17 protein-coding genes are annotated in these 23,607 nt (G+C 72.9%); 16 read left to right on the forward strand and 1 reads right to left on the reverse strand.

Annotation, left to right across the window (positions count from 1 at the left end; all coding sequences use genetic code 11):
* Positions 1-4 precede the first annotated feature (4 nt).
* The 16 genes from B1759_RS19680 to B1759_RS10125 all read left to right on the forward strand — a co-directional run bounded on the left by B1759_RS19680 (position 5) and on the right by B1759_RS10125 (position 23,143).
* Complete coding sequence (locus B1759_RS19680) at positions 5-157, forward strand: hypothetical protein (RefSeq protein WP_158225203.1); 153 nt, start codon at positions 5-7, stop codon at positions 155-157.
* Positions 157-630: a hypothetical protein gene (locus B1759_RS10055; RefSeq protein ID WP_095514872.1), complete on the forward strand. Its 474-nt coding sequence runs from the start codon at positions 157-159 to the stop codon at positions 628-630. Before B1759_RS19680 ends, B1759_RS10055 begins: the two co-directional genes overlap by 1 nt.
* Before the next feature lie 108 nt (positions 631-738).
* Positions 739-3,444 carry a DUF5916 domain-containing protein gene (locus B1759_RS10060; protein WP_095514873.1) on the forward strand — a complete coding sequence of 902 codons (2,706 nt, stop codon included), beginning with the start codon at positions 739-741 and terminating at the stop codon, positions 3,442-3,444.
* Between the two features lie 46 nt (positions 3,445-3,490).
* A complete protein-coding gene (locus B1759_RS10065) occupies positions 3,491-4,489 on the forward strand; it encodes a hypothetical protein (protein ID WP_095514874.1) in 999 nt (332 codons plus the stop codon).
* Between the two features lie 118 nt (positions 4,490-4,607).
* A complete protein-coding gene (locus B1759_RS10070; protein WP_095514875.1) occupies positions 4,608-5,534 on the forward strand; it encodes a DUF4007 family protein in 927 nt (308 codons plus the stop codon).
* Positions 5,531-8,908 carry a hypothetical protein gene (locus tag B1759_RS10075; RefSeq protein ID WP_095514876.1) on the forward strand — a complete coding sequence of 1,126 codons (3,378 nt, stop codon included), beginning with the start codon at positions 5,531-5,533 and terminating at the stop codon, positions 8,906-8,908. The genes B1759_RS10070 and B1759_RS10075 overlap by 4 nt, the downstream gene beginning before the upstream one ends.
* Before the next feature lie 84 nt (positions 8,909-8,992).
* Entirely contained in the window at positions 8,993-9,799 is an 807-nt protein-coding gene (locus B1759_RS10080) for a phosphoadenosine phosphosulfate reductase family protein (RefSeq protein WP_095514877.1), read from the forward strand.
* A gap of 110 nt (positions 9,800-9,909) precedes the next feature.
* On the forward strand, positions 9,910-10,824 hold the full coding sequence (locus B1759_RS10085; protein ID WP_095514878.1) for a phosphorothioated DNA-binding restriction endonuclease: 915 nt from the start codon (positions 9,910-9,912) through the stop codon (positions 10,822-10,824).
* A gap of 433 nt (positions 10,825-11,257) precedes the next feature.
* Positions 11,258-11,971, forward strand: a complete 714-nt coding sequence (locus tag B1759_RS10090; protein WP_095514879.1) for a hypothetical protein — start codon at positions 11,258-11,260, stop codon at positions 11,969-11,971.
* 330 nt (positions 11,972-12,301) lie between these two features.
* Positions 12,302-13,774, forward strand: a complete 1,473-nt coding sequence (locus B1759_RS10095) for a TolC family protein (protein WP_095514880.1) — start codon at positions 12,302-12,304, stop codon at positions 13,772-13,774.
* A gap of 48 nt (positions 13,775-13,822) precedes the next feature.
* Positions 13,823-15,088, forward strand: a complete 1,266-nt coding sequence (locus B1759_RS10100) for an NHLP bacteriocin system secretion protein (protein ID WP_095514881.1) — start codon at positions 13,823-13,825, stop codon at positions 15,086-15,088.
* A 44-nt stretch (positions 15,089-15,132) separates the two neighbouring features.
* Complete coding sequence (locus B1759_RS10105) at positions 15,133-17,454, forward strand: NHLP family bacteriocin export ABC transporter peptidase/permease/ATPase subunit (RefSeq protein ID WP_095514882.1); 2,322 nt, start codon at positions 15,133-15,135, stop codon at positions 17,452-17,454.
* 133 nt (positions 17,455-17,587) lie between these two features.
* On the forward strand, positions 17,588-20,404 hold the full coding sequence (locus tag B1759_RS10110; RefSeq protein ID WP_095514883.1) for an NHLP bacteriocin export ABC transporter permease/ATPase subunit: 2,817 nt from the start codon (positions 17,588-17,590) through the stop codon (positions 20,402-20,404).
* 41 nt (positions 20,405-20,445) lie between these two features.
* Complete coding sequence (locus B1759_RS10115; protein WP_095514884.1) at positions 20,446-21,684, forward strand: ABC transporter substrate-binding protein; 1,239 nt, start codon at positions 20,446-20,448, stop codon at positions 21,682-21,684.
* 78 nt (positions 21,685-21,762) lie between these two features.
* Positions 21,763-21,957, forward strand: coding sequence for a hypothetical protein (locus tag B1759_RS10120; protein ID WP_095514885.1), 195 nt, complete (start codon positions 21,763-21,765; stop codon positions 21,955-21,957).
* A gap of 76 nt (positions 21,958-22,033) precedes the next feature.
* Positions 22,034-23,143 carry a hypothetical protein gene (locus B1759_RS10125; RefSeq protein ID WP_095514886.1) on the forward strand — a complete coding sequence of 370 codons (1,110 nt, stop codon included), beginning with the start codon at positions 22,034-22,036 and terminating at the stop codon, positions 23,141-23,143.
* Between the two features lie 49 nt (positions 23,144-23,192).
* Here the strand turns inward: B1759_RS10125 and B1759_RS10130 are convergent, their stop codons facing one another.
* Positions 23,193-23,600, reverse strand: coding sequence for a hypothetical protein (locus tag B1759_RS10130; RefSeq protein ID WP_095514887.1), 408 nt, complete (start codon positions 23,598-23,600; stop codon positions 23,193-23,195).
* Positions 23,601-23,607: the final 7 nt, after the last annotated feature.

Consider the following 23,607-nt stretch of genomic DNA (forward strand, 5'->3'; position numbering starts at 1 on the left):
TCCGATGGCCTGCATCGACCTCGCCAACTCCCGATACAACGCGCTGCTCGATGCGCTCGTGGCCTCGTTCCCGATGCCGGGGACCATGGACGTGTTCCTCCAGACGCGGTCGGGAAGAGCCTCTACACGTACGTCGGCAGTGGGGGCACCCGGCTGATGTACTTCGAACTGGTCAAGCATGCGCTCGCCGAGTGCTGGGCCGACGAACTCATCCTCGAAGCGCTCAACGAGCGGCCCGACCGCGACGCCTTCCACGCGCTCGCCCAGTCGCTCGGCCTGACGGCGCTCCCGGCCCCCGCGGCCACCGAGACGCCCGCGACGGGCCTCCAGCGGATCGTCGATTCCACCAACAGCCTCATCGACGTGACCGTGTGGCGCCAGAAGCTGATAGCCATCGAGGGGCGCGTCTGCCGCGTGGAGGTGCCCTTCACCGACGGTCGCCGCGTCCGCGGGACCGCCTTCCTCGTCGGGCCGGATCTCGCGCTCACCAACTACCATGTGATGAGGCCCGTCCTCGACGGCGAGGCCCAGGCGGCAGACGTGACGCTGCGGTTCGACTACCGGGTGTACGCCGCCGCGCTCGACGACCTGAACCAGGCCCGCCTCGATGACGGGCTCGCACTCGTGTAGCGAGCGCTCGGGCTGCCGACCTCCCGACGGGGTGCGAAAAATTTCGCATCTCGCGTAACCCCCGGCCGCGGCGTCCGTCCTTTGCACAACGCCACCCCCGTCGCCTCTGTGCTCCGTTCGCTCCGCCTCGGCCTGCTCCTGGCCTGTCTCGCCCCCGCTGCCCTCGCCCAGTCCGCCGCCGCGCCCGCGCTCCGCGTCCTGCCGACCCTCCGGACCCTCCCCCTCGCCGACGCGCCCGCGCCCCGCATCGACGGCGTCCCCGACGAGCCCGTCTGGGCCACGGCGCCCCGCGCGGGCGACTTCGTGCAGCGCATCCCGGCGCCCGGCGACCCGGCCACCGAGCGCACCGAGGCGGCCGTCCTCTACGGCGACGACGCGCTCTACGTCGCCTTCTGGTGCTACGTCCGCGACCCCGGCACGCTGGTCGCCCGGCTGGCCCGCCGCGACGAGTTCGTGGGCTCCGACCGCGTCGCCGTCGCCTTCGACTCGTACGACGACGACCGGACGGCCTTCTACTTCGGCGTCACGGCGGGCAACGTCGAGCAGGACATTCTGATGTTCAACGACGGCGACGAGGACTCCAGCTGGGACGCCGTCTGGGAGGGCGCCGCGGCGCGGTTCGACGGGCCCGACGGCGCCGGCTACACCGTCGAGATGCGGATCCCGTTCTCCCAGCTCCGCTACCGCACCGGCGACGGACCCGAGGTCTGGGGCATCCAGTTCCAGCGCCGCATGCCGACGACCGGCGAGGACGTCTTCTGGGCGCCCATCCTGCCCGACGCCAACGGCTTCGTCTCCCAGTTCGGTCGCCTCGACGGCCTCGACGTGCAGCGCGCGCCGCGCCAGATCGAGATCGTCCCCTACGCCCTCGCCCAGCTCACCCAGGCTCCGGGCGACGCCGCGAACCCCTTCTACGAGGAGAACTCCTTCGGCCCCAATGTCGGCTTCGACGCGCGCGTGGGCCTGTCCTCCAACCTGACGCTCACGGCCACCGTCAACCCCGACTTCGGGCAGATCGAGGCCGACCCCGCCGTCGTCAACCTGAGCCAGTTCGAGAACTTCTTCGAGGAGCGGCGGCCGTTCTTCGTCGAGGGCGTCGACATCTTCGAGTACGGCGGCACACGCACCAACAACGTCTCCTTCCGGCCGACCTTCTTCTACTCGCGCCGCATCGGCCGCGCGCCTACGCGGCGCCTCGGCGGCGGCGACATCGCCTACGTCGACACGCCGGACCAGACGCCCATCGCGACGGCGGCCAAGGTCAGCGGCAAGATCGGCCCGTGGTCGGTCGGCCTCCTGAACGCGGTCACGCTGGAGGAGGAGGCCCGCTACATCACCGTCGGCGGCGAGACCCTCCGGACGCCCGTCGAGCCGCTCTCGAACTACCTCGTCGGCCGCGTCCGCCGCGACTTCCGGGGCGGCAACACGGTCGTCGGCGGCATCGTCACGAACGCCTCCCGGCGGATGGGGGCGGACGGCTTCTTCGACGCCATCACGGCGTCCAGCGCCACGCTCGCCGGGCTCGACTTCGAGCACCGCTTCGCCGACCGGACGTGGTCCGTCAGCGGCGTCGCCGCGACGAGCGTGGTCAACGGCAGCGAGGCCTTCATCACGCGCCTCCAGCAGGCCCCCCAGCGCTACTTCCAGCGCGCCGACGCCGACCACCTCTCCGTCGACCCGACCCGGACGAGCCTCGCAGGCGGCCACACCGAGCTGTCCGTCCAGCGCAGCGTTGAGAACAGCTGGGACGCCTCGCTGACGGCCGCGGCCACCACGCCCGGCTTCGACGTCAACGACCTGGGCTTCCAGAACCGCGCCGACGTGGCGTCGGTCAACTACTTCGTGGGGCGTCGCCAGTCCGAGGCCGCCCCGCTCCGCCGCTACAGCGTATTCCACTACGGCGGCTACGTCAGCAACTTCGACGGCGACCTGATCGGCCACTACTACGGCGGCGGCGCCTACGCGCAGTTCCAGAACCAGTGGTCGCTGAACCTGAACGTGAACGCGACGGGGCCGCAGAAGAACGACCGCCTCACGCGCGGCGGCCCGATCGCCGCCCGACCGACCGACGCCGGCATCAACGTGAGCCTGTCGACGGACCAGAGCCGGGTCGTCTCCGGCGGGGTCTTCGGGAGCCTCCGCTCCGAGTTCGCCAACGACTACGACGGCGCCCCGGCCGAGTACGACCGCTACGTCGGCGCCGAGGTGACGGTCCGCCCCAGCAACGCGCTCTCGATCTCGCTGGAGCCGGAGATGGGCTGGGAGCTCGACAACGACCAGTTCGTCGACCGCATCGCAGACCCCGCCGCCGCGTCCACCTTCGGCACGCGCTACGTCTTCGCCGACATCCGCCAGCTGTCGTTCAACCTCGGCCTCCGCGCCGACTGGACGTTCACGCCCGACCTGACGCTCCAGCTCTTCGCCCAGCCGTTCGTGACCACGGGCCAGTTCGCCAACCTCAAGGAGTTCCGCACGCCCGGCTCGTTCGACTTCGACGTGTACGGCGTCGCGCGCGGCACCGTGGACGAGGTGATCGAGGACGGCGCCGTGGTGGCCTTCGACGTGGACCCCGGCGACGGTGGCGCGGCGTTCCGGCTCGACAACCGCGACTTCAACTTCCGCTCGCTGCGCGGCAACGCCGTCCTGCGCTGGGAGTGGCGCCCGGGCTCGACGCTGTTCGCCGTCTGGCAGCAGCAGCGCACCCAGGAGGCGCGCTACGACGGCTTCGGGATCGGCGAGGAGATCGGCGAGGTCTTCCGCGCGCCAGTCGAGAACGTGTTCCTCCTCAAGGCGACCTACTGGTTCGGCCTCTGACCCGCTCCGCCTCGGCACCGAGGCGGGCCGGTGCGTAGTCTCCGGCGTGCCCGAGATCCGACTCCAGAACGACGCCGCGGCGAGGGTGGGGACCGCCCGCGTTCGCTGCGGCGACATCCGGGAGCGGACGCCGGACGACTCCGGCGCTCGGCAGGGTGGCCTCAGCGCTCGCCTCATCCTGCCCGATGGCGACGAGGTGACCGTCTGGCTGCGCTCGCGCGTCGAGGTCGGCGGGAGGGCCTGGTTCGTCACCGACCTGTCGACCGAGGGCGTGACCCTCTTCGCACCCGACGAAGCCCCCGACGCTCCCTCGCCACGCCGACGCCCGACCCCGCCTCAGCTGATTGAGGGCGTCGACTGGTCGCGGGTCGGCTTCGCGTCGCTCGTCGCCCGGGCCGCTCGCGGGCTGGAGGTCACCCGCTTGCAGCGCGACGACCGTTCCCCCGTCGACGGGCTCATCCGCGCGTGGCAGCAACTCGGCGCGTCGCCGGAGCTCCGAGACGGCCTCTCCGACGCCATCGGGCACCACGCGAGGTCCGGCGATCTCGGAGCGATCACCCTGACCCTGCGGTTCTTCTCGTCGTGCCCGACGGCCTCCGGGGGCGACGTGTTCGCAGACCTCGCCCTGGCCGGTACGGGCCGGGAGGCACCCGACCCACGGTCGGAGAGGGGCGGCACCCTGTACGGCGCCCTCGTGCACGCCGCGTGCGTCTGGCGCTACGGAGGCGAGACGCCCCCGGCGGTCGTCGAGGCGGCCTGCGCCGAGGCCCTGAGCGGGGCGAACCGAGACGTCCTCCTGGCCCTCGTCGACCTCGCGCCCGACTGGTTCGAGACGCACACCGACCGGCTCCTCGCCCTCTACCCGGGCGGCGTCGGCGCGATCTGGAAGTCGCTCGTGGCCCACGGCATGGCGCCCCTCGCCGCCGTCGACCGCGTGCTCCCCCACGCCGACGACCACGGACGCCGCAGCCTGCGCATCGTGATCCAGTACCGGCGCAGCCTCGACGCCCCAGCGCGCTCCGCCCTGCTCGCGCGGCTGGGCTGAGCGCGCGGCGTCGGGCACGTTCGCCTCGGTGCCGTCGGGGGTGCCGTCGGGGAGTTCCGGAGCGCGGCCGAGGCGGGGGGACACGCCTCCTGGCGTCCGGCCGCCGGTACCTTCGGGCATGCGATACAGTGGTCACGAGTGGTTCCCCTGCCGGTACGCCTGGCTGCCCAAGGCCGTCCGCGCGCTGGCCGACGATTCGGGCGCGCTGCGCGACACGGAGGGCGCCGTCGAGCGGCTCGGCATCGGCAAGAACATGGTCCGCGCGCTCGTCTTCTGGGCGACCGCGATGGGCGTCATCGAGGCGACCGACGAGGGCCACGCGGTGACGCCGTTCGGCGAGGCCGTCTTTGGCGACGGCGGCCTCGACCCGTTCCTGGAGGACATCCGGACGCTGTGGCTGTTGCACTGGCGCGTCGCCACGACCGAGGACCCGCTGTTCGCGTGGGACTTCCTGCTCAACCGCTGGCACCGGCCCGAGATCGTGCGCAGCGTCGTCCTGCCCGAGTTCATCCGGGAGGCCAACAGCGGCGCGCGGCAGTATTCCGAGACGACCCTAAGGCAGCACTTCGACGTGTTCATGCAGGTCTACACGCCCGTCGGCCGGACGCGCGCCGGGGCGGGGGAGGACCACCTCGACAGCCCGCTCGTCGAGCTCGGCTTGATCGAGACCGTCGGCGAGCGGACCGTCGGCGCGAAGCGCGAGCCGGTCTACGCCTTCCGTCGCGAGGCGCGGCCCGAGATCCCGCCCGCCCTGTTCGCCCTATGCCTCGCCGACTTCTGGCGGACGCGCGCGCCCTCGGACCGGACGCTGTCGTTCCGCGACGTGGCCATCGCGCCGGGCAGCCCCGGCCAGATCCTCAAGCTCCCCGAGGCGGACGTTCGCGACCGCCTCGAATCCGTCGCCGCCGACACCGACGGGGTCTTCGGCTACCAGGAGTCGGCCGCGCTCGCGCAGGCCACCCGGCCCGCCTCGACCGACGTGACTGACCCCGCCCTCGTCCTCGATCTGCTGCAGCGGGTCTACGCACCCGCCCTCGTCGCGTGAGCGCCTCCGCCCTCCTCGCCCCGCCCGCCCGCTTCCTGCGGACCGCCCACCTCGAACGCGACTTCGGCACCGCCGGCGCGCTCGACGGCTACGTCCCCACGCCGCACGTCCGCGACGTGGCCGCTCGGATCGGCGCCGGGCTCGGGGCCGACGGAAGCCGCGCGTGGCGCGTGACGGGCGACTACGGGACCGGCAAGTCCTCGTTCGGGCTCGCGCTCGCCCACGTCCTGTCGGCCGACGGCGACGACCTGCCGGACCTCCGCCAGGCAGTTCGAGGCGCGCTCGACGGAGCGCCCGCGCCCCGCCTGTTGCCCGTCCTGCTGACCGGCTCGCGCGAGGGGATGGCCCCCGCCCTCGCCGGTGCGCTGACCGCCGCCCGCAGCCGCCTCGGTGTGGCACCGGGCACCCTCGACCTGTTCGACGGGACCGACGCCGACGTGCTCGGTCTGCTTCAGGAGACCGTCGACGCGGCGGCCGCGCACGACGCCTGGGACGGCGTGCTGCTCGTGATCGACGAGCTGGGCAAGTTCCTCGAACACGCCGCGCTCCACCCCGACCGCGTCGACGTCCACCTGCTCCAGCAACTCGCCGAGGCGGCCGACCGCAGCGGCGACGCGCCGCTCGTGGTGGTCGGGATGCTGCACCAGGGCTTCGGCGCCTACGCCGAGGCACTGACGCGGAGCGCGCAGCAGGAGTGGGAAAAGGTCGCCGGGCGGTTCGCGGAGGTCCTGTTCGACCAGCCCCTCGAACAGGTCGCCGACCTCGCCGCCCGCGCCCTCGGCACCGACCCGTCCGCCGTCCCCGACGCCACGGCCGACGCGGCGCGCCAGGCGATGACCGCGGCCGTCGCCCTCGGCTGGTACGGCCCCGGCGCCTCCGCCGACGCGCTTCGGGACACGGCCCCCGCGCTCTACCCGCTCCACCCGACCGCGCTCCCGGTCCTGGCCCGCGCGACGCGCCTCTACGGCCAGAACGAGCGGTCGCTGTTCAGCTTCCTGCTCTCCGCCGAGCCCGCCGGGCTCCGCGAAGCCGCCGAGGCGGCCGACCTCGGCACGTTCTTCGGGCTGGACGCGCTCTATGACTACGTGGCGACGGCCTACGGCCACCGCATCGCGGCCCGGAGCGCGCGGAGCCACTGGTCTGCCATCTCCGCGCTCGTCGAGTCGTTCCCCGGGAGCGCCGACGACCTCGCCGTGCTCAAGGCCGTCGGGTTGCTCAACCTGCTCAACACCGACCGCCTGCTCGCGACGCCCGAGGCGCTGGAGGCGGCCTTCGTCGGCACCGAGGTAGACGTTGCGGGGACGCTCGCGGCGCTCCGGACGCAGGGCGTCCTGTTCGACCGAGGCGCGCGGGGCGGGTTCAGCCTGTGGCCGCACTCCAGCGTCGACCTGGAGGCTGCGTTCCGATCGGCGCGCGAGGCGCTCGGGCCGGTCCGCTCGGTCGCCGCCCACCTCGCCGCGACCCTGAGCCCGCCGCCCATCGTCGCCCGGCGGCACTACATCGAGACCGGCACGCTGCGTCACGTCGAGGTCCGCCCGACGACCGTCGCCGGATTGGCCGATGCCGCGGCCCGACCGAGCGACTCCGACGCCGTCCTGCTCGTCGCCCTGTGCGACACGGAGCAGGAGCGGACGAAGGCGCTGGCTGCGGCGCGCGAGATCACCGACCCCGCCGTCGTCGTGCTCGTCCCGCGCCCGCTCGCCGGGTTGCGCGACGTGATCGAGGAGGAGGCCGCGTGGCGCTGGGTGACCACCCACACGCCCGCCCTCGGCACCGACGCCTACGCCGCCGAGGAGGCCTCCCGGCAGGTCGAGGCCGCCGCGACCGCGCTCGCCCGCCGCCTCGACGACGTGCTCGGCGTGACGACGGGCCGCGGCGCCGTCGGCGCCGACTGGCTCCACCTCGGGGAGCCGGCGAACGTGGCCGGGAGCCGCGCCGCACTCGCGTTCCTGTCCGACGTGTGCGAGGCCGTCTACCCCGACGCCCCGCGCGTCGCCAACGAACTCATCAACCGGGCCGCGCCTAGCTCGGCCGCCAAGTCGGCGCGGATCCGACTCGTCGAGGGCGTCCTCGACCGCGCGCACCGGCCGATGCTCGGCCTGTCCGAGACGGCCTTCCCCCCGGAGAAGGCGATGTACCTCTCCATTCTGCGTGCCGGGCGCCTCCACCGGGAAGTCGACGGGGCGTGGGGCTTCCACCTGCCCACCGAGGCGGACGACCCCGCGCACCTCCGCCCCGCGCTCCTCCACCTTCGCGACCGGCTCCTGGCCGACGACCTCGCCAAGGTGCCCGTCCTCGACCTGTTCGCCGCGCTCGCCGCGCCGCCGTTCGGGGTCCGCGAGGGCCTGCTGCACCTGCTGCTGGCCGTATTCGTCCGCATCTACGAGCGCGACGTGGCGCTCTACGAGGACGGGGTTTTCTCGCGCCGCGCCACGCCCGAGCAGTTCCAGCGGCTCGATAAGGCGCCCGAGCGGTTCGCGCTCCAGTTCTGCGCCGTCGAGGGCGTCCGCGCCGACGTGTTCGGGACGCTGCTCGACGTCGTCGGTGCCGACGGGCCGACGGGCGGCGACCTCGACGTGCTCGGCGTGGTGACGCCGTTGTGCGTGTTCGCCGCCGAGCTTCCCGAGTACGCGCTCCAGACGGCGACCGTCCCGCCCATCGCCCGCGCCGTCCGCGAGACGCTGCTGGACGCGCGCGAGCCCGCGACCCTGCTCTTCGCCGACCTGCCCGCCGCCTGCGAGGTTTCGCCCGACGATCCGGCCGCGTTCGTCGCCGTCCTGCGCGACGCCCTCGACGCCTTGCGCGCGGCGACGCCCGAACTCCGCGCCCGCGTCGGCGCCCGTGTCGCCCAGGCGTTCGACCTCGGCGACACGATGGACGAGGCCACCCGCGTCGCCCTCGGGGCCCGCGCCGCCGCCGTCCTCGGGGCCGTGCAGGACCGCGACCTCAAGGCCTTCGCCGGCCGCCTCGCGGACGCCGGACTGAGCCTCGACCGCTGGATCGACTCCGTCGCGGCGCTCGTCGCCGCCAAGCCGCTCGCGCGCTGGACCGACGACGACGAGGCCCGCTTCGGCGCCGACCTCGCCCGCCGCGCCGCGCGCTTCCTGCGCACCGAGGCCGCCGTCTTCGCCACCCTCGACGGCTCCGGCGACGGCGCCCCGTCCGGCGTCGCCGCCGTCCGCTTCGGCGTCACCGAGGCCGACGGGCGCGAGACGATGCGCGTGCTGGTCGTCCGCGACGGCGAGGCCGCTCGCCTCGACGCGCTCGTGGACCAGGTCGAGGCCGACTACCGCGGCAAGAGCCGCCTCGAACTGCTCGCCGCCGTCCGCGCCCTCGGCCGCATTCTATCGGACGACGCCCCCGACGAGACCTAGCCTCTGGCCGGTCCACCGTCGACCTTCCCGTACGGACACACCGCCGGTGTGTCCCTCCCGACTCCCTCCCCCCGAGGTGGCCCCGTGCCTGAGCCCCGCCACATCCTCTCCCTCTCCGGCGGCAAGGACTCCGCCGCGCTGGCCGTGTACCTCCGCGACCGCGTCCCGGAGATGGAATACGTCTTCCACGACACTGGCCACGAACTGCCCGAGACGTACGACTACCTGGCCCGCTTGGAGGCGTTGCTCGGCCAGCCCATCATCCGCACGACCGACAACCTCGCCGATCCCTTCGAGCACTGGCTCACCATCTACGGCGGCATGCTGCCGTCCAACCACCGCCGGTGGTGTACCAAGATGATGAAGCTCAAGCCGTTCGAGGACTACGTCGGCGACGACCCCGTCGTCAACTACGTCGGCCTCCGCGCCGACGAGCGGCTGCGCGAGGGCTACATCTCCACCAAGCCCAACATCACCGCCGTCTACCCCTTCCAGGACGACGGGCTCGTCAAGGAAGACATCGTTCAGCTTCTCGAAGAGTCCGGCCTCGGGATGCCGCCCTATCTCGACTGGGGCCGCTCCCGGTCCGGCTGCTACTTCTGCTTCTACCAGCAGAAGGTCGAGTGGGTGCGCCTCAAAGAGGCCCACCCCGACCTGTTCGACAAAGCCAAGCGCTACGAGGAGTCGAGTATTCAGAACGGCGAGGCCTTCTACTGGTGCCGCACCGAGCCGCTCTCGGAACTGGAGAAGCCCGAGCGGATGGCCGAGATCAAGGCCAAGGCCGAGGCCAAGGCCAACGCTCCCCGTCGCGCCACCCGTCTCGTCGAGACCCTGGGCGGCATGGACGTGGCCGAGGAGGAGCGCGAAGGCTGCCTGATCTGCTTCCTCTAGCGAATGTCCCCGATGCTCTCTTGTTGTCATCCTGAGCGAGCGCAGCGAGTCGAAGGATCTCTACCGGGCGCGGCGCTCCAACCCCGCCCGCCTCGGTACCGAGGCAGACCATGACGCGCGAACAAGTCCTCGCCCTCTTTGAAAGCATCAAGCGCGGACGGACGCGTGGTGGAGGCCGAGCGCTGAACAAGCCGCTCCTGCTTCTCCATGCCCTCGCCCGGTTTGCCGATGGCGATGAACGGCTGCGCTTTACGGAGATCGAGGACGCCGTCAAGCGATTGCTCATCGACTTCGGGCCGGCAGACGGCCCGTACCACGTCTCTTATCCCTTCTGGCGCCTCCAGAACGACGGCCTCTGGGTCGTCGAGAATGCGGACGCCGTCGAGGAAAACGCCTCCGGCGACCCCAGGAGCCTCGTCGCCCTCCGTGAACTCGACCCCGTCGGACGCTTCACGGACGAGGTCGCCGACGCGCTCCGTACGGATCCCAGCCTCGTCGGTGAGCTGATGGATGGGATCCTCGCCGACGAATTTCCCAGCGAGGCCTACGACGACGAGGTCCGGACGGCCATCGGCTTCGACCGCGACCCGCCCTCCGATGTGATCCTCACACGACGGCGACGACGTGACCCCACGTTCCGCAAGCGTGTGCTCGATGCCTACGAACACCGCTGCGCCGTCTGTGGCTTCAGCGCCATGGTCGGCGACGCTCACATCGGCCTCGACGCCGCCCATGTGAAGTGGCACCAGTACGGCGGGCCAGATGAGGTCCCCAACGGACTCGCGCTCTGTGCCCTCCACCACCGCCTTCTCGACCGCGGCGCCTTCACTGTCACCGCATCGGGCTCCCGAGAGCGGGTCGTCGAGGTGTCTGAGCGGGCGCGCGGTAACGAAGGGTTCCAGCAGTGGATGCTTGCCTACCACGGCCAGCCCCTCTCAGAGCCTGTCCGCACCGAGTACCGCGTCTCGGAGCCCGCAACCGTGTGGCATCAGAAGCAGGTCTTCAAGGGTCTGCCCCGCACCTAGCCTCACCTCGACCCCGAGGCGGACCGAGCCGCACCCCGGCGACCCAGCCCTCGCCGCGCCCGACGATCACCAGCCTGCGTCCCGCACGCTGCAGCCTTGGGTGCACGGCCTGGAGCCTCGTTCTCACAGCCTAGAGAGGCGTTCTCACGTCCTGAAGCACCGTTCTCACGTCCTGAAGCACCGTTCTCACGTCCTAGAGCACCATTCTCACGTCCTGAAGCACCGTTCTCACGGCCTGGAGCCTCGTTCTCACGCGCTCGAGCGCCACTCTTGCGAGGGAGAGCGGGTCTCCCACCACCTGGAGCGCCGTCCCGACGCCCACCAGGCCCAGAGACACTGCACCCGAGACCGACTCGACCAGCTCAAAACCTCATTCCGAGGTTAGATCGCAGGGGAATGCGGGTCTAAGAAGACCCACAAGCCCCCATGTCCCATGACCGACCTCCAGACCAACCGATACGACATGCACCGGGCCGTCCTCGGCGTCCTGGACACCCACGCTGATGCCTGGACCGCCGTCCCGGCCATGCAGGACCTCCGCGACCGCCTCGCCGACCTCATCGCTCAGACCCGAAGTGCCGCCCAGGCCCAGACCCGCACCTCCGAGGGCGCGACAGCCGTCAAGGCCGACCTCCGCGACGCCGTCGCCGACCGCTCCTGGCGCCTCGCCCAGGCCGTCGCCGCCTGGGCCCGCGCCAACGACCGTCCCGACGTGGTCGCCGCCGTCACGCTCTCCGCCCGCGAGTTTGCCGCCCTCCGCGACGCGGCCCTCGCCGACTACTCCGAGGTCGTCGTCGCCGAAGCACGCCTCCACCTCCCAACTCCCGAGGCCGACCCCACCACCGGCCTCGGCGCCTACGGTGTCACCGCCGCCTTCGTAGACGCCCTCGACGCTCTCGACGACGAGTTCGCCGCCGAACTCTCCAACCCGCGCGAAGCCATCGTCGCGCGCAGCGGCGCCACCCGCGCCATCGCCGTCGCCACCCGGCAGGCGCAGGCCCTCCTGCGGAGCGAGATGGACCCCACCGTCGCCTTCCTCGCCCCAGACGCACCCGCCTTCGCCGCCGACTACCGCAACGCCCGCACCATCATCGACCGGGGCCGCGGCCCCGGTGACCCCGGCCCCGACGACCCCGAGACGCCGTAGTCACGCCGGGCCCCGATGAAAGAACGCGACCCCAGGGCCCCTTTGCAGCGCGCCGTAGCTGCGGAGGGGCCCGTTCTGTGTCGAGCCTCCGGCCGCGTCGCGCAGGGGGAGACCAGAGGCGCGAATCCGTCCGGCCCTGGTCATTCCGTCTAGGAGACCTGGGCACCGGGACCCCGCCGCGCTAGACGGGACCGATAGAGCCCAAGCCCTACCGACTCGCGCCGACGCGCTACCGGCGCGCCCGCCAGACCCCGCTCAGGCCCGCAGAGGCCCCCGCCCACCCGAGGCACGAGCCTTGGAAGGAGGACCATCGCCCCGACCTCCCCCGCGATGTTCGTCCGCCTCCTCGTCCTGCTCGCCCTCGCCGTCTCGGCCCGCGCGTCCGCCCAGGCGCCCGTGTCCCTCGCCGACGCCCTCGGCGCGGCCCGCCAGCAGAGCCCGGAGGTCGCCCTGGCGGGCGAGGCCATCGCCGGGGAGCGCGCCAACCTCCGCGCCGCCGCGAGCGCCTTCGACCCCCAGCTCTACGGCAGCGTCGGTGGCGGGCAGGCCGCCACCCCGAACCGCTCCTTCCAGGGCACCACGCCCGTCCTCGCGACCGCCGGGAGCGGCTACCAGCAGGTCGAGGTCGGCGTGCAGCGCCAGTACCGCTCCGGGCTCGCGCTGACCCCGCTCGTCCAGATGACGCGCACCGCCGCCGACGGCACCTCGGCCTTGCTCGAAACCACCGCCGGGGTCTCGCTCGCCTACCCGGTCCTCGGCGGGCGGGAGCGCAACACGGCCCTCGCCGCCGAGGACGCCGCCGGGCAACGCATCTCCGCCGCCCGCGCCGACCTCGACCGCGCCGCCGAGACCGCCGCCGCCGCCGCCGCCGTCGCCTACTGGGACTACGTCGGCGCGGTCCGCATCCAGGAGGCGCTCCAGGTCGCCGAGGCCCGCGCCGCCCGCCTCCTCGCCGACACCGAGGCCCTGGTCGCCGCCGACGAGCGCCCCGCCGCCGACCTCGTCGCCCTCCGCGCCGACCTCTCCCGCCGCCGCGCCGCCCGCCTCTCCGCCGACCAGTCCGTCTACGACGCCCGCCAGCGCCTCGGCCTCGCTATGGGCGGCACCGCCGCCGACGCCGACGCCCTCGGCCCGGCCGCCGACGCCCTTCCCGAGGTGCCTGCGACCGTCGAGGTGGACGAGGCCGCGCTCGTCGCCCGCGCCCTCGACGCCCGCGCCGACCTCCTCGGCGCCGACCTCCGCGTCCGCGCCCTCGACCGCGAGACCGCCGCCGCCACCGCCGACCTCCGTCCCTCCGTCGACGTGGTCCTCGACGCCGGCTACACGACGCTCAGCGAGGGCGCCGCGGCGCAGTTCCTCCCTGTCGGCGGCGCCTCGCGTGGCGGTCGCGTCGGCGTGTCGCTTCGCGTCAACCGGCTCGGCAGCGGCATCACCCGCGCCACCACCGAGCGCCAGCGCGCCACCCGCGAGCGCCTCCGCATCGCCCGCGACGACCTCGCCCGCCGCATTCGCGCCGACGTGGCGGGGGCCATCGCCAGCCTCCGCAGCGGCGCCGCCGAGGTGTCCCAGACCCGCGAGGCCGTCGCCCTCTACCAGGAGGCCGTCGAGAACGAGCGCCTCCGCCTCCGCCTCGGCATGGGGACGCTCTTCGACGTGCAGATCGTCGAGGAACGCCTCGCCAACGCCCGCACGTCGGCCGTCCAGGCGGAGGTGCGCTACGCGCAGGCGCTCGTCCGCCTCCACGCCGCCGTCGGCGCCCTCGGCCCCGCCGCCGACCTCTGCACCCTCCCTGCGGCCCCCTGACGCCTCGCCCCTGACGGCCCCCGCCTCTCGCTTCTCGCCTCCGTCCCCATGAACGCCAACATCTTTCGCAAGGTCTCGATCGACCGGCTCTCCTCGCCCGAGCAGCTCGACCAGCTCCTCCGCCTCACCTCCGCGCGGGCATGGATCGGGCTGACGGCCTTCGGCGCCCTCATCGCGGTCGCCCTCGTGTGGGGCGCCTTCGGGACGCTCCAGACGCGCGTCCACGGCACCGGCGTCCTGATCCGCACCGGGGGCGTGTTCGACGTGTCCACGACCGTTGGCGGCCGCGTCACCGACGTGTCGGTGCGCCCCGGCACGCACGTCCGCGAGGGCCAGGTCGTCGCCCGCATCGAGCAGGCCGACCTCGCCGACGCCGTCGCCCAGGCCCGCGACCGCGTCGCGGATCTCCGCCACCAGGAGGCGCAGGCGCTGGCGCTCGCCTCCCAGGAGGCGGGGGCCTCGAACGCGCTCCGCAGCCAGCAGCGCGCCGCCGCCGCCGTCGAACTGCGCAGCGCCCGCGAGCGGAGCGGCTGGCTCCGCGAGCGGATCGCGTCCCAGCAGGAGCTCCTCGCCCAGGGCCTGGTCACCGACCAGACCGTCCAGGCCACCCGCCGCGAGCTCCAGGTGACGCTGGAGCAGATCGAGCGCCTCGAGACCGAGCGCGACGGCGTCGGCGCGCAGGCGCTCACCGACCAGAGCCAGCGCGCCCGCGAGGCGACCCAGCTCCGCCTCCAGGTGCTCGCCGCCGAGCGCGACGTGGAGCGGTTGGAGGCCCAGTACGAGCGCGCCATCGAGGTCACGGCGCCCTACACGGGCCGCGTGCTGGAGGTCGTCGTCAACGCGGGCGACCTCGTCGGGCCGGGCGCCTCGCTGGCGCGGCTGGACCGCGAGGGCCGCGACGTGCAGTCGCTGGAGGCCGTCCTCTACGTGCCCGCCCAGGACGGCAAGCGCCTCCGCCCCGGCATGCCGGTCCAGCTGGCCCCCACCACCTTCAAGCGCGAGGAGTTCGGCACCGTCCGCGCCCGCGTGACCTCGGTCTCGGACTTCCCCGCCACCCAGGAGGGCATGATGCGGACGCTCGCCAACGCCAACCTCGTCCAGGCGCTCTCCGGCGGCGCGGCCCCCTACGAGGTCTATGCCAGCCTCGAACTCGACCCCGACACGCCGACCGGCTACGCCTGGTCCTCATCCGGCGGACCCGACGCGACGCTCCAGAGCGGCACCGTCGCCGCGGCCACCGTCGCCGTCGAGCAGCAGCGCCCGCTCGCCCTCGTGATCCCTGCGCTCCGCCGCTGGACCGGCGTCGGCGGCTGATCCGCTCCGTCACCGCCTCCGACCGCTCCTAGCACTCGCCTCCCATGCGCGCCACCGCCGCTGTCCGTCTCCGCCCGCGCTCCCGCGACGCCGCCCCGGCGCGCGAGGCCATCGACCGGCTCCGCCGCCGCCTGCCCGGACCCCTCGGCCTGCCCGAGGGCCCGCGCCCCGCCAAGCGCGTCCGCGTGCCGACCGTGCTCCAGATGGAGGCCGTCGAGTGTGGCGCCGCCGCCCTCGCCAAGGTGCTGGCCTACTTCGGCAAGATCGTCCCGCTGGAAGAGGTTCGCCAGGCGTGCGGCGTCTCGCGCGACGGCTCCAAGGCCAGCAACGTGCTCAAGGCCGCCCGCGGCTACGGCCTCGTCGCGAAGGGCTACAAGCGCGAGCCCGAGGCGCTGAAGACGGTCCAGGGGCCCGCCATCCTGCACTGGAACTTCAACCACTTCCTGGTGCTGGAGGGATTCAAGGGCGGCAACGTCTACCTCAACGACCCGGGCATGGGGCCGCGCGTGGTCACCGAGGCGGAGTTCGACGAGGCGTTCACAGGCGTCGTGCTCACCTTCGAGCCCGGCCCCGACTTCGAGCCCGGCGGCCGGAAGCGGACGCTCGCGGCGTCGCTGGGGCCCCGCCTGCGCGGCAGTGAGATGTCGCTGCTCTACGTCATCGTGGCGGGCCTGCTGCTCGTGGTGCCGGGCCTGGTGGCGGCCATCTTCTCGAAGGTCTTCGTGGACTCGGTCCTGGTCGGTGGCAACATGGACTGGCTGCGGCCGCTCCTGCTGTTCATGGGCACGACAGCGGCCGTCGCGGCAGGCCTGACGTGGCTCCAGCGCTCGGCGCTGCTGCGGCTGGAGACGAAGCTGGCCGCCTCCACCTCGGGCCAGTTCTTCTGGCACATCCTGCGGCTGCCGTTCTCGTTCTTCACCCAGCGCTTCGCCGGCGAGATCGGCTCACGCGTGGCGATCAACGACAAGGTGGCGCGGATCCTCTCGGGCGAGTTGGCGACGACGGCGCTGAGCGTGGTCACGGCCATCTTCTACGCCGCGCTCATGATCCAGTACGACCTGGTCCTGACGCTGGCGGGCGTGGCCGTCTCTGCGCTCAACCTGTTCGCGCTCAAGGTGGTCTCGCGGCGGCGCAAGGAGGCCAACCAGCGGATGCTCTCCGAGCGGGGCAAGGTGCTCGGCGCAGCCATGGGCGGGCTCCAGACCATCGAGACGCTCAAGGCGTCGGGGGCCGAGGGCGACTTCTTCGCGCGCTGGGCGGGCTATCACGCCAAGGCGTCCAACGCGCAGCAGGAACTGGGGCTGTACAGCCAGGTGCTCGCCATCGTGCCGCCGGTGCTGGTGGCGCTCAACACGGCCATCGTGCTCGGCCTCGGCGCCCTCCGGGTCATGGACGGCGAAATGACGATGGGCATGCTGGTCGCCTTTCAGGCGCTGACGGCCTCGTTCATCGCGCCCGTCAACCAGCTTGTCGGGCTGGGCGGCACGCTGCAGGAGGTGGAAGGCGACCTCGGCCGCCTCGACGACGTCCTGCGCGCGGCGCCCGAACGCCCGGCCGACCCCGCCGGACACACTACCGAGGTGGCCGGGAGCGGTGACGGCACGGCCGTGGGCTTGCCCGCCCCGCCCGTGGTCGTCCGCCCGAAGCTGGACGGGCGGCTGGAGCTGCGTGGCATCACGTTCGGCTACAGCCCGCTGGAGGCGCCGCTCATCGAGGGCCTCGACCTGGCGCTCGAGCCCGGCCAGCGGGTCGCGCTCGTCGGCGGCTCGGGCAGCGGCAAGAGCACCGTCGCAAAGCTGGTCTGTGGTCTCTACCAGCCGTGGTCCGGCGACATCCTCCTCGATGGCGTGCCCCGTGCCCAGGTGCCCGTCGGCGCGCTCGTCAACTCGTTCGCCTTCGTCGACCAGGACATCTTCCTCTTCGAGGGGACCGTCCACGACAACCTGACGCTGTGGGACACGGCGGTCGAGGACGCGGCGGTCGTCCGCGCGGCCCGCGACGCCTGCATCCACGATGCCATCGCCGAGCGGCCGGGGGGCTACCACGGCCACGTCGAGGAGGGGGGGCGCAACTTCTCGGGCGGCCAGCGCCAGCGCGTCGAGATCGCCCGCGCGCTCGTCGGCGACCCCTCGCTGCTCGTCCTCGACGAAGCCACCAGCGCCCTCGACCCGGCCACCGAGGCGGTCATCGACGACGCCATCCGACGTCGCGGCTGCACCTGCCTCATCGTCGCTCACCGCCTGAGCACCATCCGCGACTGCGACGAGATCGTGGTCCTCGACGGTGGCAAGGTGGTCCAGCGCGGCACCCACGACCAGATGGCCGCCTCGGATGGGCCCTACGCCGATCTCATCTCGACCTATTGATGCGCGCCCAGTGAACTGCCTCGTCACGAGAAGAGAAGGAGGGCACTAGACCGAGGCCCAACTCTCTTCTCCTCCGCATTCCATATGAACGGACGCTGATCCCCACGCCGTACGCGCCCCGACTCCTCTCCCCATGACTGCCCCGACGCTCTCCGCCCCCTTCTCGCTCACCGGCATCGCCGACGCCACCCGCGTCGCGTCGGGGCATGTGGACGTGTTCGCCGTGCGGACCGACTCGGCTGGGACGCCCGTCGGCCGCCGCCGTCATGTCTGCCGACGGGCCGCGGGCGAGGCCTTCTTTCCCGTGCCGAGCGGGCGCATCGCGCTGCTGGCCGTGCCGTCGTCCGGCGCCGAGATGGTGCCCGTCGATCGGATGGTGGTCGACGTGGCGGCGCTCGTGGAGTCCTGGGTGACGGCCCTCGGCGAGGGCGTGTTTGATGGGACGCCACCCAAGGAGTCGGTGCGGCCGGTGCCGGGTGAGGTGCTGGAGGTCGAGGCGGGGGCGGCGCTCCGGAGCCGCGACCAGCTCGTGTGGGTCCGGTTCGAAGAGGGCGGGGCGACGCTGGGCGGGCGGCCCGAGCTGTCCACGAACGGCCGCGCCGTGCCCGTCGGCGCGCGTCCCTGGCTCGTGACCACGGCGCCCACGGTCGCGCACGTCGCCAGCACCGCCGAGCGGCTCGCCGAGGCGGGCCTGGACGCCGACCTGGACGCCTTCCACGGCTTGGTCCTCAACGCGCTGGCGGCCGACGAGGACCGGGGCCTGGCGGCCGAGGGCGCCCGTGCCGCACGCCGCGCCGAGGGCGCCCGCGCGGCCCTCGCCGAGGGATCGAGCCACCTCGCGTCCATCCTCCTGCCCAACGCCGACGCCGTGGAGGCCGAGGCGGCTGACGCCCTGATGACGGCCGCCATGCGCGTCGGGCGCGCACTCGGCGTCGAGATCGAGGCGCCGCCGGCGCGCGACCTGGCGGCCCGCCGCGACCGCGTCGGCGAGATCGCGCGGGCGTCGCGGCTGCGCGTCCGCAAGGTGGTTCTCTCGGGTGACTGGTGGCGCGCCGACGTGGGCCCGGTGCTGGGCATGGCGATGCCCGAGGGCGCCGGTCAGGCGCCGCGCCCGGTCGCGCTCCTCCGGCGGAAGGGCAAGACGGTCCTGCTCGACGGCGCGGACCAGACCGTCGTGACCGAGGCCGTCGCCGACCGCGTGCACCCGGTCGCGTTCACGTTCTACCGGCCGTTTCCGGACCGCGCGCTCTCGGCGCTGGACGTGGCGCGGTTCGGGCTGGCGGGCGGGTCCCGCGACCTCGGCGCCATCCTGGCCGTGGGGCTGGTCGTCGGCCTGCTGGGCCTGCTGACGCCGTACGTCACCGGCGAGCTGTTCCAGACGGCCATCCCCGAGGCCGACCGCGGGCTCCTGTTCCAGCTGATCGGCGCGCTGGTGGCGTCGGCCCTGGGCACGGCGGCGTTCCACGCCACGCGCGGGCTGGCGCTGCTGCGGCTGGAGAGCCGCATGGACGTGACCGTCCAGGCCGCCGTCTGGGACCGGCTGCTCAAGCTGCCGACGGGCTTCTTCCGCCGGTTCACGGCGGGCGAACTGGCCAGCCGCGCGGGCGCCATCAGTTCCATCCGCCAACTTCTCTCGGGCGCGACCATCACGTCGCTGCTGAGCGCCGTGTTCTCGGTGACGTACGTCGGGCTGATGCTGTGGTACAGCGTCACGCTGTCGCTGTGGGCGATCGGCCTGACGGGCATCGCCCTCACCTGTACGCTCGTCGCGTCGTGGGTCCAGTTGCGGCACCAGCGCGAGGTGTCCGAAGTACAGTCGCGCCTGCAGGGCCGCGTGCTCCAGTTCCTGACCGGCCTCACCAAGCTGCGCGTGGCGGGTGCCGAGGCGAAGGCGTTCTCGCACTGGGCGCGCGACTTTGGCCGCCAGCGGGCGCTGCAGGTCCGCGCCAAGCGCTCGGCCAACGGGCTGGGCACGTTCAATGCGGCGTTCCCCATCGTGTCGTCGCTGGTGCTGTTCGCCGTTGTCGCCTCGGGCGACGAAGGGCCGCTGCTGCCCATCGGCACGTTCGTGGCCTTCCATGCCGCCTACGCATCGTTCACGGCGGCCGTGCTGTCGCTCTCGGGCGCCTTTACGTCCGTGCTGATGGCGATCCCGCTCTACGAGCAGGCCGAGCCCATCCTGACGGCGCTGCCTGAGGTGGACGCCACCAAGGCCGACCCCGGCGAGCTGACCGGCCGCCTCGGCGTCGAGCACGCCACGTTCCGCTACGACCCCGAGGGCTCGCCGATCCTGCAGGACGTGACCATCCGCGCTGAGCCAGGCGAGTTCGTGGCGCTGGTCGGGCCGTCGGGGTCGGGCAAGAGCACCGTGCTGCGGCTGCTGCTGGGCTTCGAGACGCCCGAGGCAGGCGCCGTCCTCTACGACGACCACGACTTGGCCGAGATCGACGTGCAGGCCGTCCGCCGCCAGCTCGGCGTGGTGCTCCAGAGCGGCGGCCTCATGCAGGGCGACCTGTTCACCAACATCGTCGGCTCTAGCGGCGCCACCCACGACGACGCCTGGGAGGCCGCCCGCATGGCGGGCTTCGACCGCGACGTGCAGAAGATGCCGATGGGCATGCACACCGTCGTCAGCGAGGGCGGCACCACGCTCTCGGGCGGCCAGCGGCAGCGCCTCATGATCGCCCGCGCCATCGTCGGCAAGCCCCGCCTCCTCTTCTTCGACGAGGCGACCTCCGCCCTCGACAACCACACCCAGGCGACGGTCTCCCGCAGCCTGGAGGCCCTGGAGGCCACCCGCATCGTCGTCGCCCACCGGCTCTCGACGATCCAGAACGCCGACCGGATTTACGTGATCGACCGTGGTCGCGTGGTCCAGGAAGGCACATACGACGAGCTGCTCGCGGTGCCCGGCCTCTTCGCCGACCTCGCCGCCCGCCAGCTCGCCTGACATCGACTCATTTCTCTCCACCATCCACCTCAGAGGAAGCCATGCGTCCCGCACGACTCTCTTTTCCCGCTAGCGCGGCGGCCCTCCTCGCCCTCGCGCTCTTTACCTCGGCCTGTGGGCCGGACGACCCCGCCACGCTCCGTGCCGAACGGGCGGCCCAGGCCGAGGGCGACCTCGTGGTCGGCGTCGCCTGGCCCTGGGAGGCGCGGACCGCCGGGCTCTACGCCGAGGGCCTCGACATGGCCGTCGAGGAGGTCAACGCCAACGGCGGCGTGCTCGGGCGCCCGCTCCGGCTCGTCCGCGGCGACGACGACGAGTCGGTCGACGGCGGTCGGCTGGTCGCCCAGCGCTTCGCCGATGACCCGGACGTGGTCGCCGTCATCGGCCACCTCAACTCGCACGTCACGATCCCGGCGGCTGACATCTACGAGCGCGGCGGCCTGCTGATGCTCACGCCCGCGTCCACGGCGCCCGAGCTGACGCGCCGCGGACACCGCCGCATCTTCCGCAGCGTCCACGACGACGAGGACGTGGGCCGCCAGATGGTGGCCCTCGCGGCCGAGAACGGCTGGCGCCGCGTCTACGTGGTCTACGTCCGGACGTCCTATGGCGAGGGGCTCGCGACGGCGTTCGAGGCGGCCGCCACCGACAGCCGCGTCGCCGTCGTGGGCCGCGCGGCCTACGGTGCCGACGGCTCCGGCCTCGACGCGCTCGTCGGCGATGTCCGCCAGACGCGCGGCGCGCGCGGCGTGGACGCGGTCTTCCTGGCTGGCGTGCCGCCCGAGGCGGGTTCGGTCATCGCGGCGCTGAGGCGCGGCGGCGTGGGCGCGCCCATCTTCGGCGGCGACGCGCTCGACACGGTCGAACTGGTCGAGTCGGCCGAGGGCGCGGCCGAGGGCGTCTACGTGGCGAGCGTGTTCCACCCGGACGACCCGCGCCCCGAGTCGCAGGCCTTCCGCGTGGCCTTCGAGGCCCGGTACGGGACCGCGCCCGACTCGTGGGCTGCCCGTGGCTACGAGGCCGTCCGTGTGCTCGCGCAGGCCATGGAGGCGGCGGGCTCGGCCGCGCCGGACGCCGTCGCGGCGGCGCTCCGCGACGGCGGCCAGCTCAGCGGCATCACCGGCCCCTTTGGCTTCGACGACAAGGGGGATGTCGTGGGCAAGCGCCTCGTGACGGCGGTCATCCGGGGCGGCCAGTTCCAGTACCACAGTACGGGGGACATGGCCGCGACTCACGCCGAGGTTCCGATCCGCTCCACCAGCACTCCCGCGGGCGACTGACTTCGCCCCCGCCGACCTCTTCCGGCGAGGCGACGAAGAGGACCCCCACCCCGCTTCTTCCCTTATACCTACACGATCATGAGCAACGACCCCACGAACACCGCCGCCTCCGAGACCGAACTGTCCGACGAGGCCCTCGAGGCCGCCGCGGGTGGCGTCACGGGCGGTGGCGACACCGGCATCGTCGGCGGCTGCACGGAGCCCGACCTCGGCGGCGGCGCGTCCGGCGGCGGCGGCGACTTCGGCGGTGGCGGCGCCGGAGGTGGCTGGTAGGCCGCCTGCCCCGCCGTCCCATCGACCCTGGCCGGCCCCTGACCTGTTCGGGGGCCGGCTTCGTTCCACTCCCGCCATGATGCTCCCCAGCCCCCCTGCCGACCTCGCGCACCGGACGGACCGCCTCCGCCGCCTGGGCGCGGCGGAGGCCGACCTCGATACGCTCCTGGCCTACACCGACAGCCCTTTCACCTTCTCCGGCCCGCAGACCCTCGACGACGAGCCGTTCGTGTCGGCCTGGGAGGGCTACCTCGCCGAGGCCGAGGCAGGCGATGTGTTCGCGGTGCTCCAGCAGGCCATCGTCCAGCTCCGGTTTCCCGTTCGCGCGGGGATCGGAGACACCGAGGTGTACCGGGCGGCCACCCGTCGGGGAGACCTGGCCGCCCTCGGGCCCGACGGCCTGTTCGAAGGCGGCCTCCAGCTGGTCGCCCCGGACCGCCTTCGCCTGGAGCTCCAGCCGACCCCGGCGGGCCGGATTCCGGTCCTGACCGCTCCCGTGCGCGAGGATTTTGTCGCGCTTCTCCAGGCCCTGACGCGCCGGAACGAGCCCGTTCCCATCCCCGCATCGATGGGGGCGCTCATGGTGAGCGGGTACAACAACTGGGACCGCGTTCGGCGATACCGCCGCACGTGGGAGGCCTCCGGCGCGAAGGGCTCCTGGGAAGAGGCGTTCCAGGCCCTGATTCCACATCGAGCGCGGTACCAGGACCGATTCGTGCTGCTCAGCGAGGGCCCTTACGCGGGCGTCGCCGCCTCCGCCCTCGGCGTTGAGGAGGACGAGTGGATCCAGGTCTCCCACGTCATCCGGCGCGAGCACGAGTGTGCCCACTACTACACGCGCCGTGTGCTGGGCGCGATGACCTCCAACGCCTTCGAGGAGATGATGGCCGATGCGTATGGGGTGACCGTGGCCACCGGGAGATGGCGCCCGGACGCGGTCCGCCGCCTGCTCGGGCTGGCGGACACCGGAGGGCGGCCCCTCGACGGGGGGCGCATCTGGAACTACCAGGGCTCCCTCCGTCCAGACGCCTTCGCCGTCGTCGTCCGGCTGGTGGACGAGATCCTCGACGGCCTCGACGTGCCCGCGGAAGCGGGGGCATCGGCCGAGGCGGCCCACCTGCTCCGGCACCTCGCCGCCGAGTGCTACCCGAGCACCTCCAGCGCTCGCGAGGGTATCCCGCACTGAACGAGGCGGCCCTGGCCGTACCAGGCGCCCGAGGCGGGTAGGGAGAGCCTCAGAAGCCGGTCGCGGCCCATGCGATGACGAGGCCGCTGACGAAGGCGGCCAGCGAGGTGATCATCCCCGTCACCCTGGACCGGACCCACCCGCAGAGGCCGAGGGCGATCAGGAGCGCGTACATCCCCACCACCAGCAGGACCATGAGGGTGCGGCGGGGGACCACGGCCACCGTCACGTCCGGCGAGAACGAGAGGAGGGTGCCCATGATAGACGCGCACAAGAAGGCCGCCGCCGCGATGGCCGCGCTCGACACGAGCGCCGTGCCCAGGCCGCGTGGGCCCTCCGCCGTCAGGAGCGAGCTGAGAATCGAAAAGGAGAACCCTCCGAGAACGGCGCTCAGGAAGGCGAGCTGTCCAGCCGCCTCGCCGAGTTGGGCCAGTTCGTCAGGCAGAACAGGTTGCATGGAGGGG

Origin of the sequence: Rubrivirga sp. SAORIC476, assembly GCF_002283555.1 — a bacterium.
In the GTDB taxonomy this organism is placed as follows: Bacteria; Bacteroidota; Rhodothermia; order Rhodothermales; family Rubricoccaceae; genus Rubrivirga.

Coding starts and splice junctions, on each gene's coding strand:
- B1759_RS10090 (WP_095514879.1), top strand. CDS start 11,258: ATGACCGACCTCCAGACCAACCGATACGACATGCACCGGGCCGTCCTC.
- B1759_RS10110 (WP_095514883.1), top strand. CDS start 17,588: ATGACTGCCCCGACGCTCTCCGCCCCCTTCTCGCTCACCGGCATCGCC.
- B1759_RS10125 (WP_095514886.1), top strand. CDS start 22,034: ATGATGCTCCCCAGCCCCCCTGCCGACCTCGCGCACCGGACGGACCGC.
- B1759_RS10105 (WP_095514882.1), top strand. CDS start 15,133: ATGCGCGCCACCGCCGCTGTCCGTCTCCGCCCGCGCTCCCGCGACGCC.
- B1759_RS10120 (WP_095514885.1), top strand. CDS start 21,763: ATGAGCAACGACCCCACGAACACCGCCGCCTCCGAGACCGAACTGTCC.
- B1759_RS10115 (WP_095514884.1), top strand. CDS start 20,446: ATGCGTCCCGCACGACTCTCTTTTCCCGCTAGCGCGGCGGCCCTCCTC.
- B1759_RS10130 (WP_095514887.1), bottom strand. CDS start 23,600: ATGCAACCTGTTCTGCCTGACGAACTGGCCCAACTCGGCGAGGCGGCT.
- B1759_RS10055 (WP_095514872.1), top strand. CDS start 157: ATGTACTTCGAACTGGTCAAGCATGCGCTCGCCGAGTGCTGGGCCGAC.
- B1759_RS10085 (WP_095514878.1), top strand. CDS start 9,910: ATGACGCGCGAACAAGTCCTCGCCCTCTTTGAAAGCATCAAGCGCGGA.
- B1759_RS10095 (WP_095514880.1), top strand. CDS start 12,302: ATGTTCGTCCGCCTCCTCGTCCTGCTCGCCCTCGCCGTCTCGGCCCGC.
- B1759_RS10070 (WP_095514875.1), top strand. CDS start 4,608: ATGCGATACAGTGGTCACGAGTGGTTCCCCTGCCGGTACGCCTGGCTG.
- B1759_RS10100 (WP_095514881.1), top strand. CDS start 13,823: ATGAACGCCAACATCTTTCGCAAGGTCTCGATCGACCGGCTCTCCTCG.
- B1759_RS19680 (WP_158225203.1), top strand. CDS start 5: ATGGCCTGCATCGACCTCGCCAACTCCCGATACAACGCGCTGCTCGAT.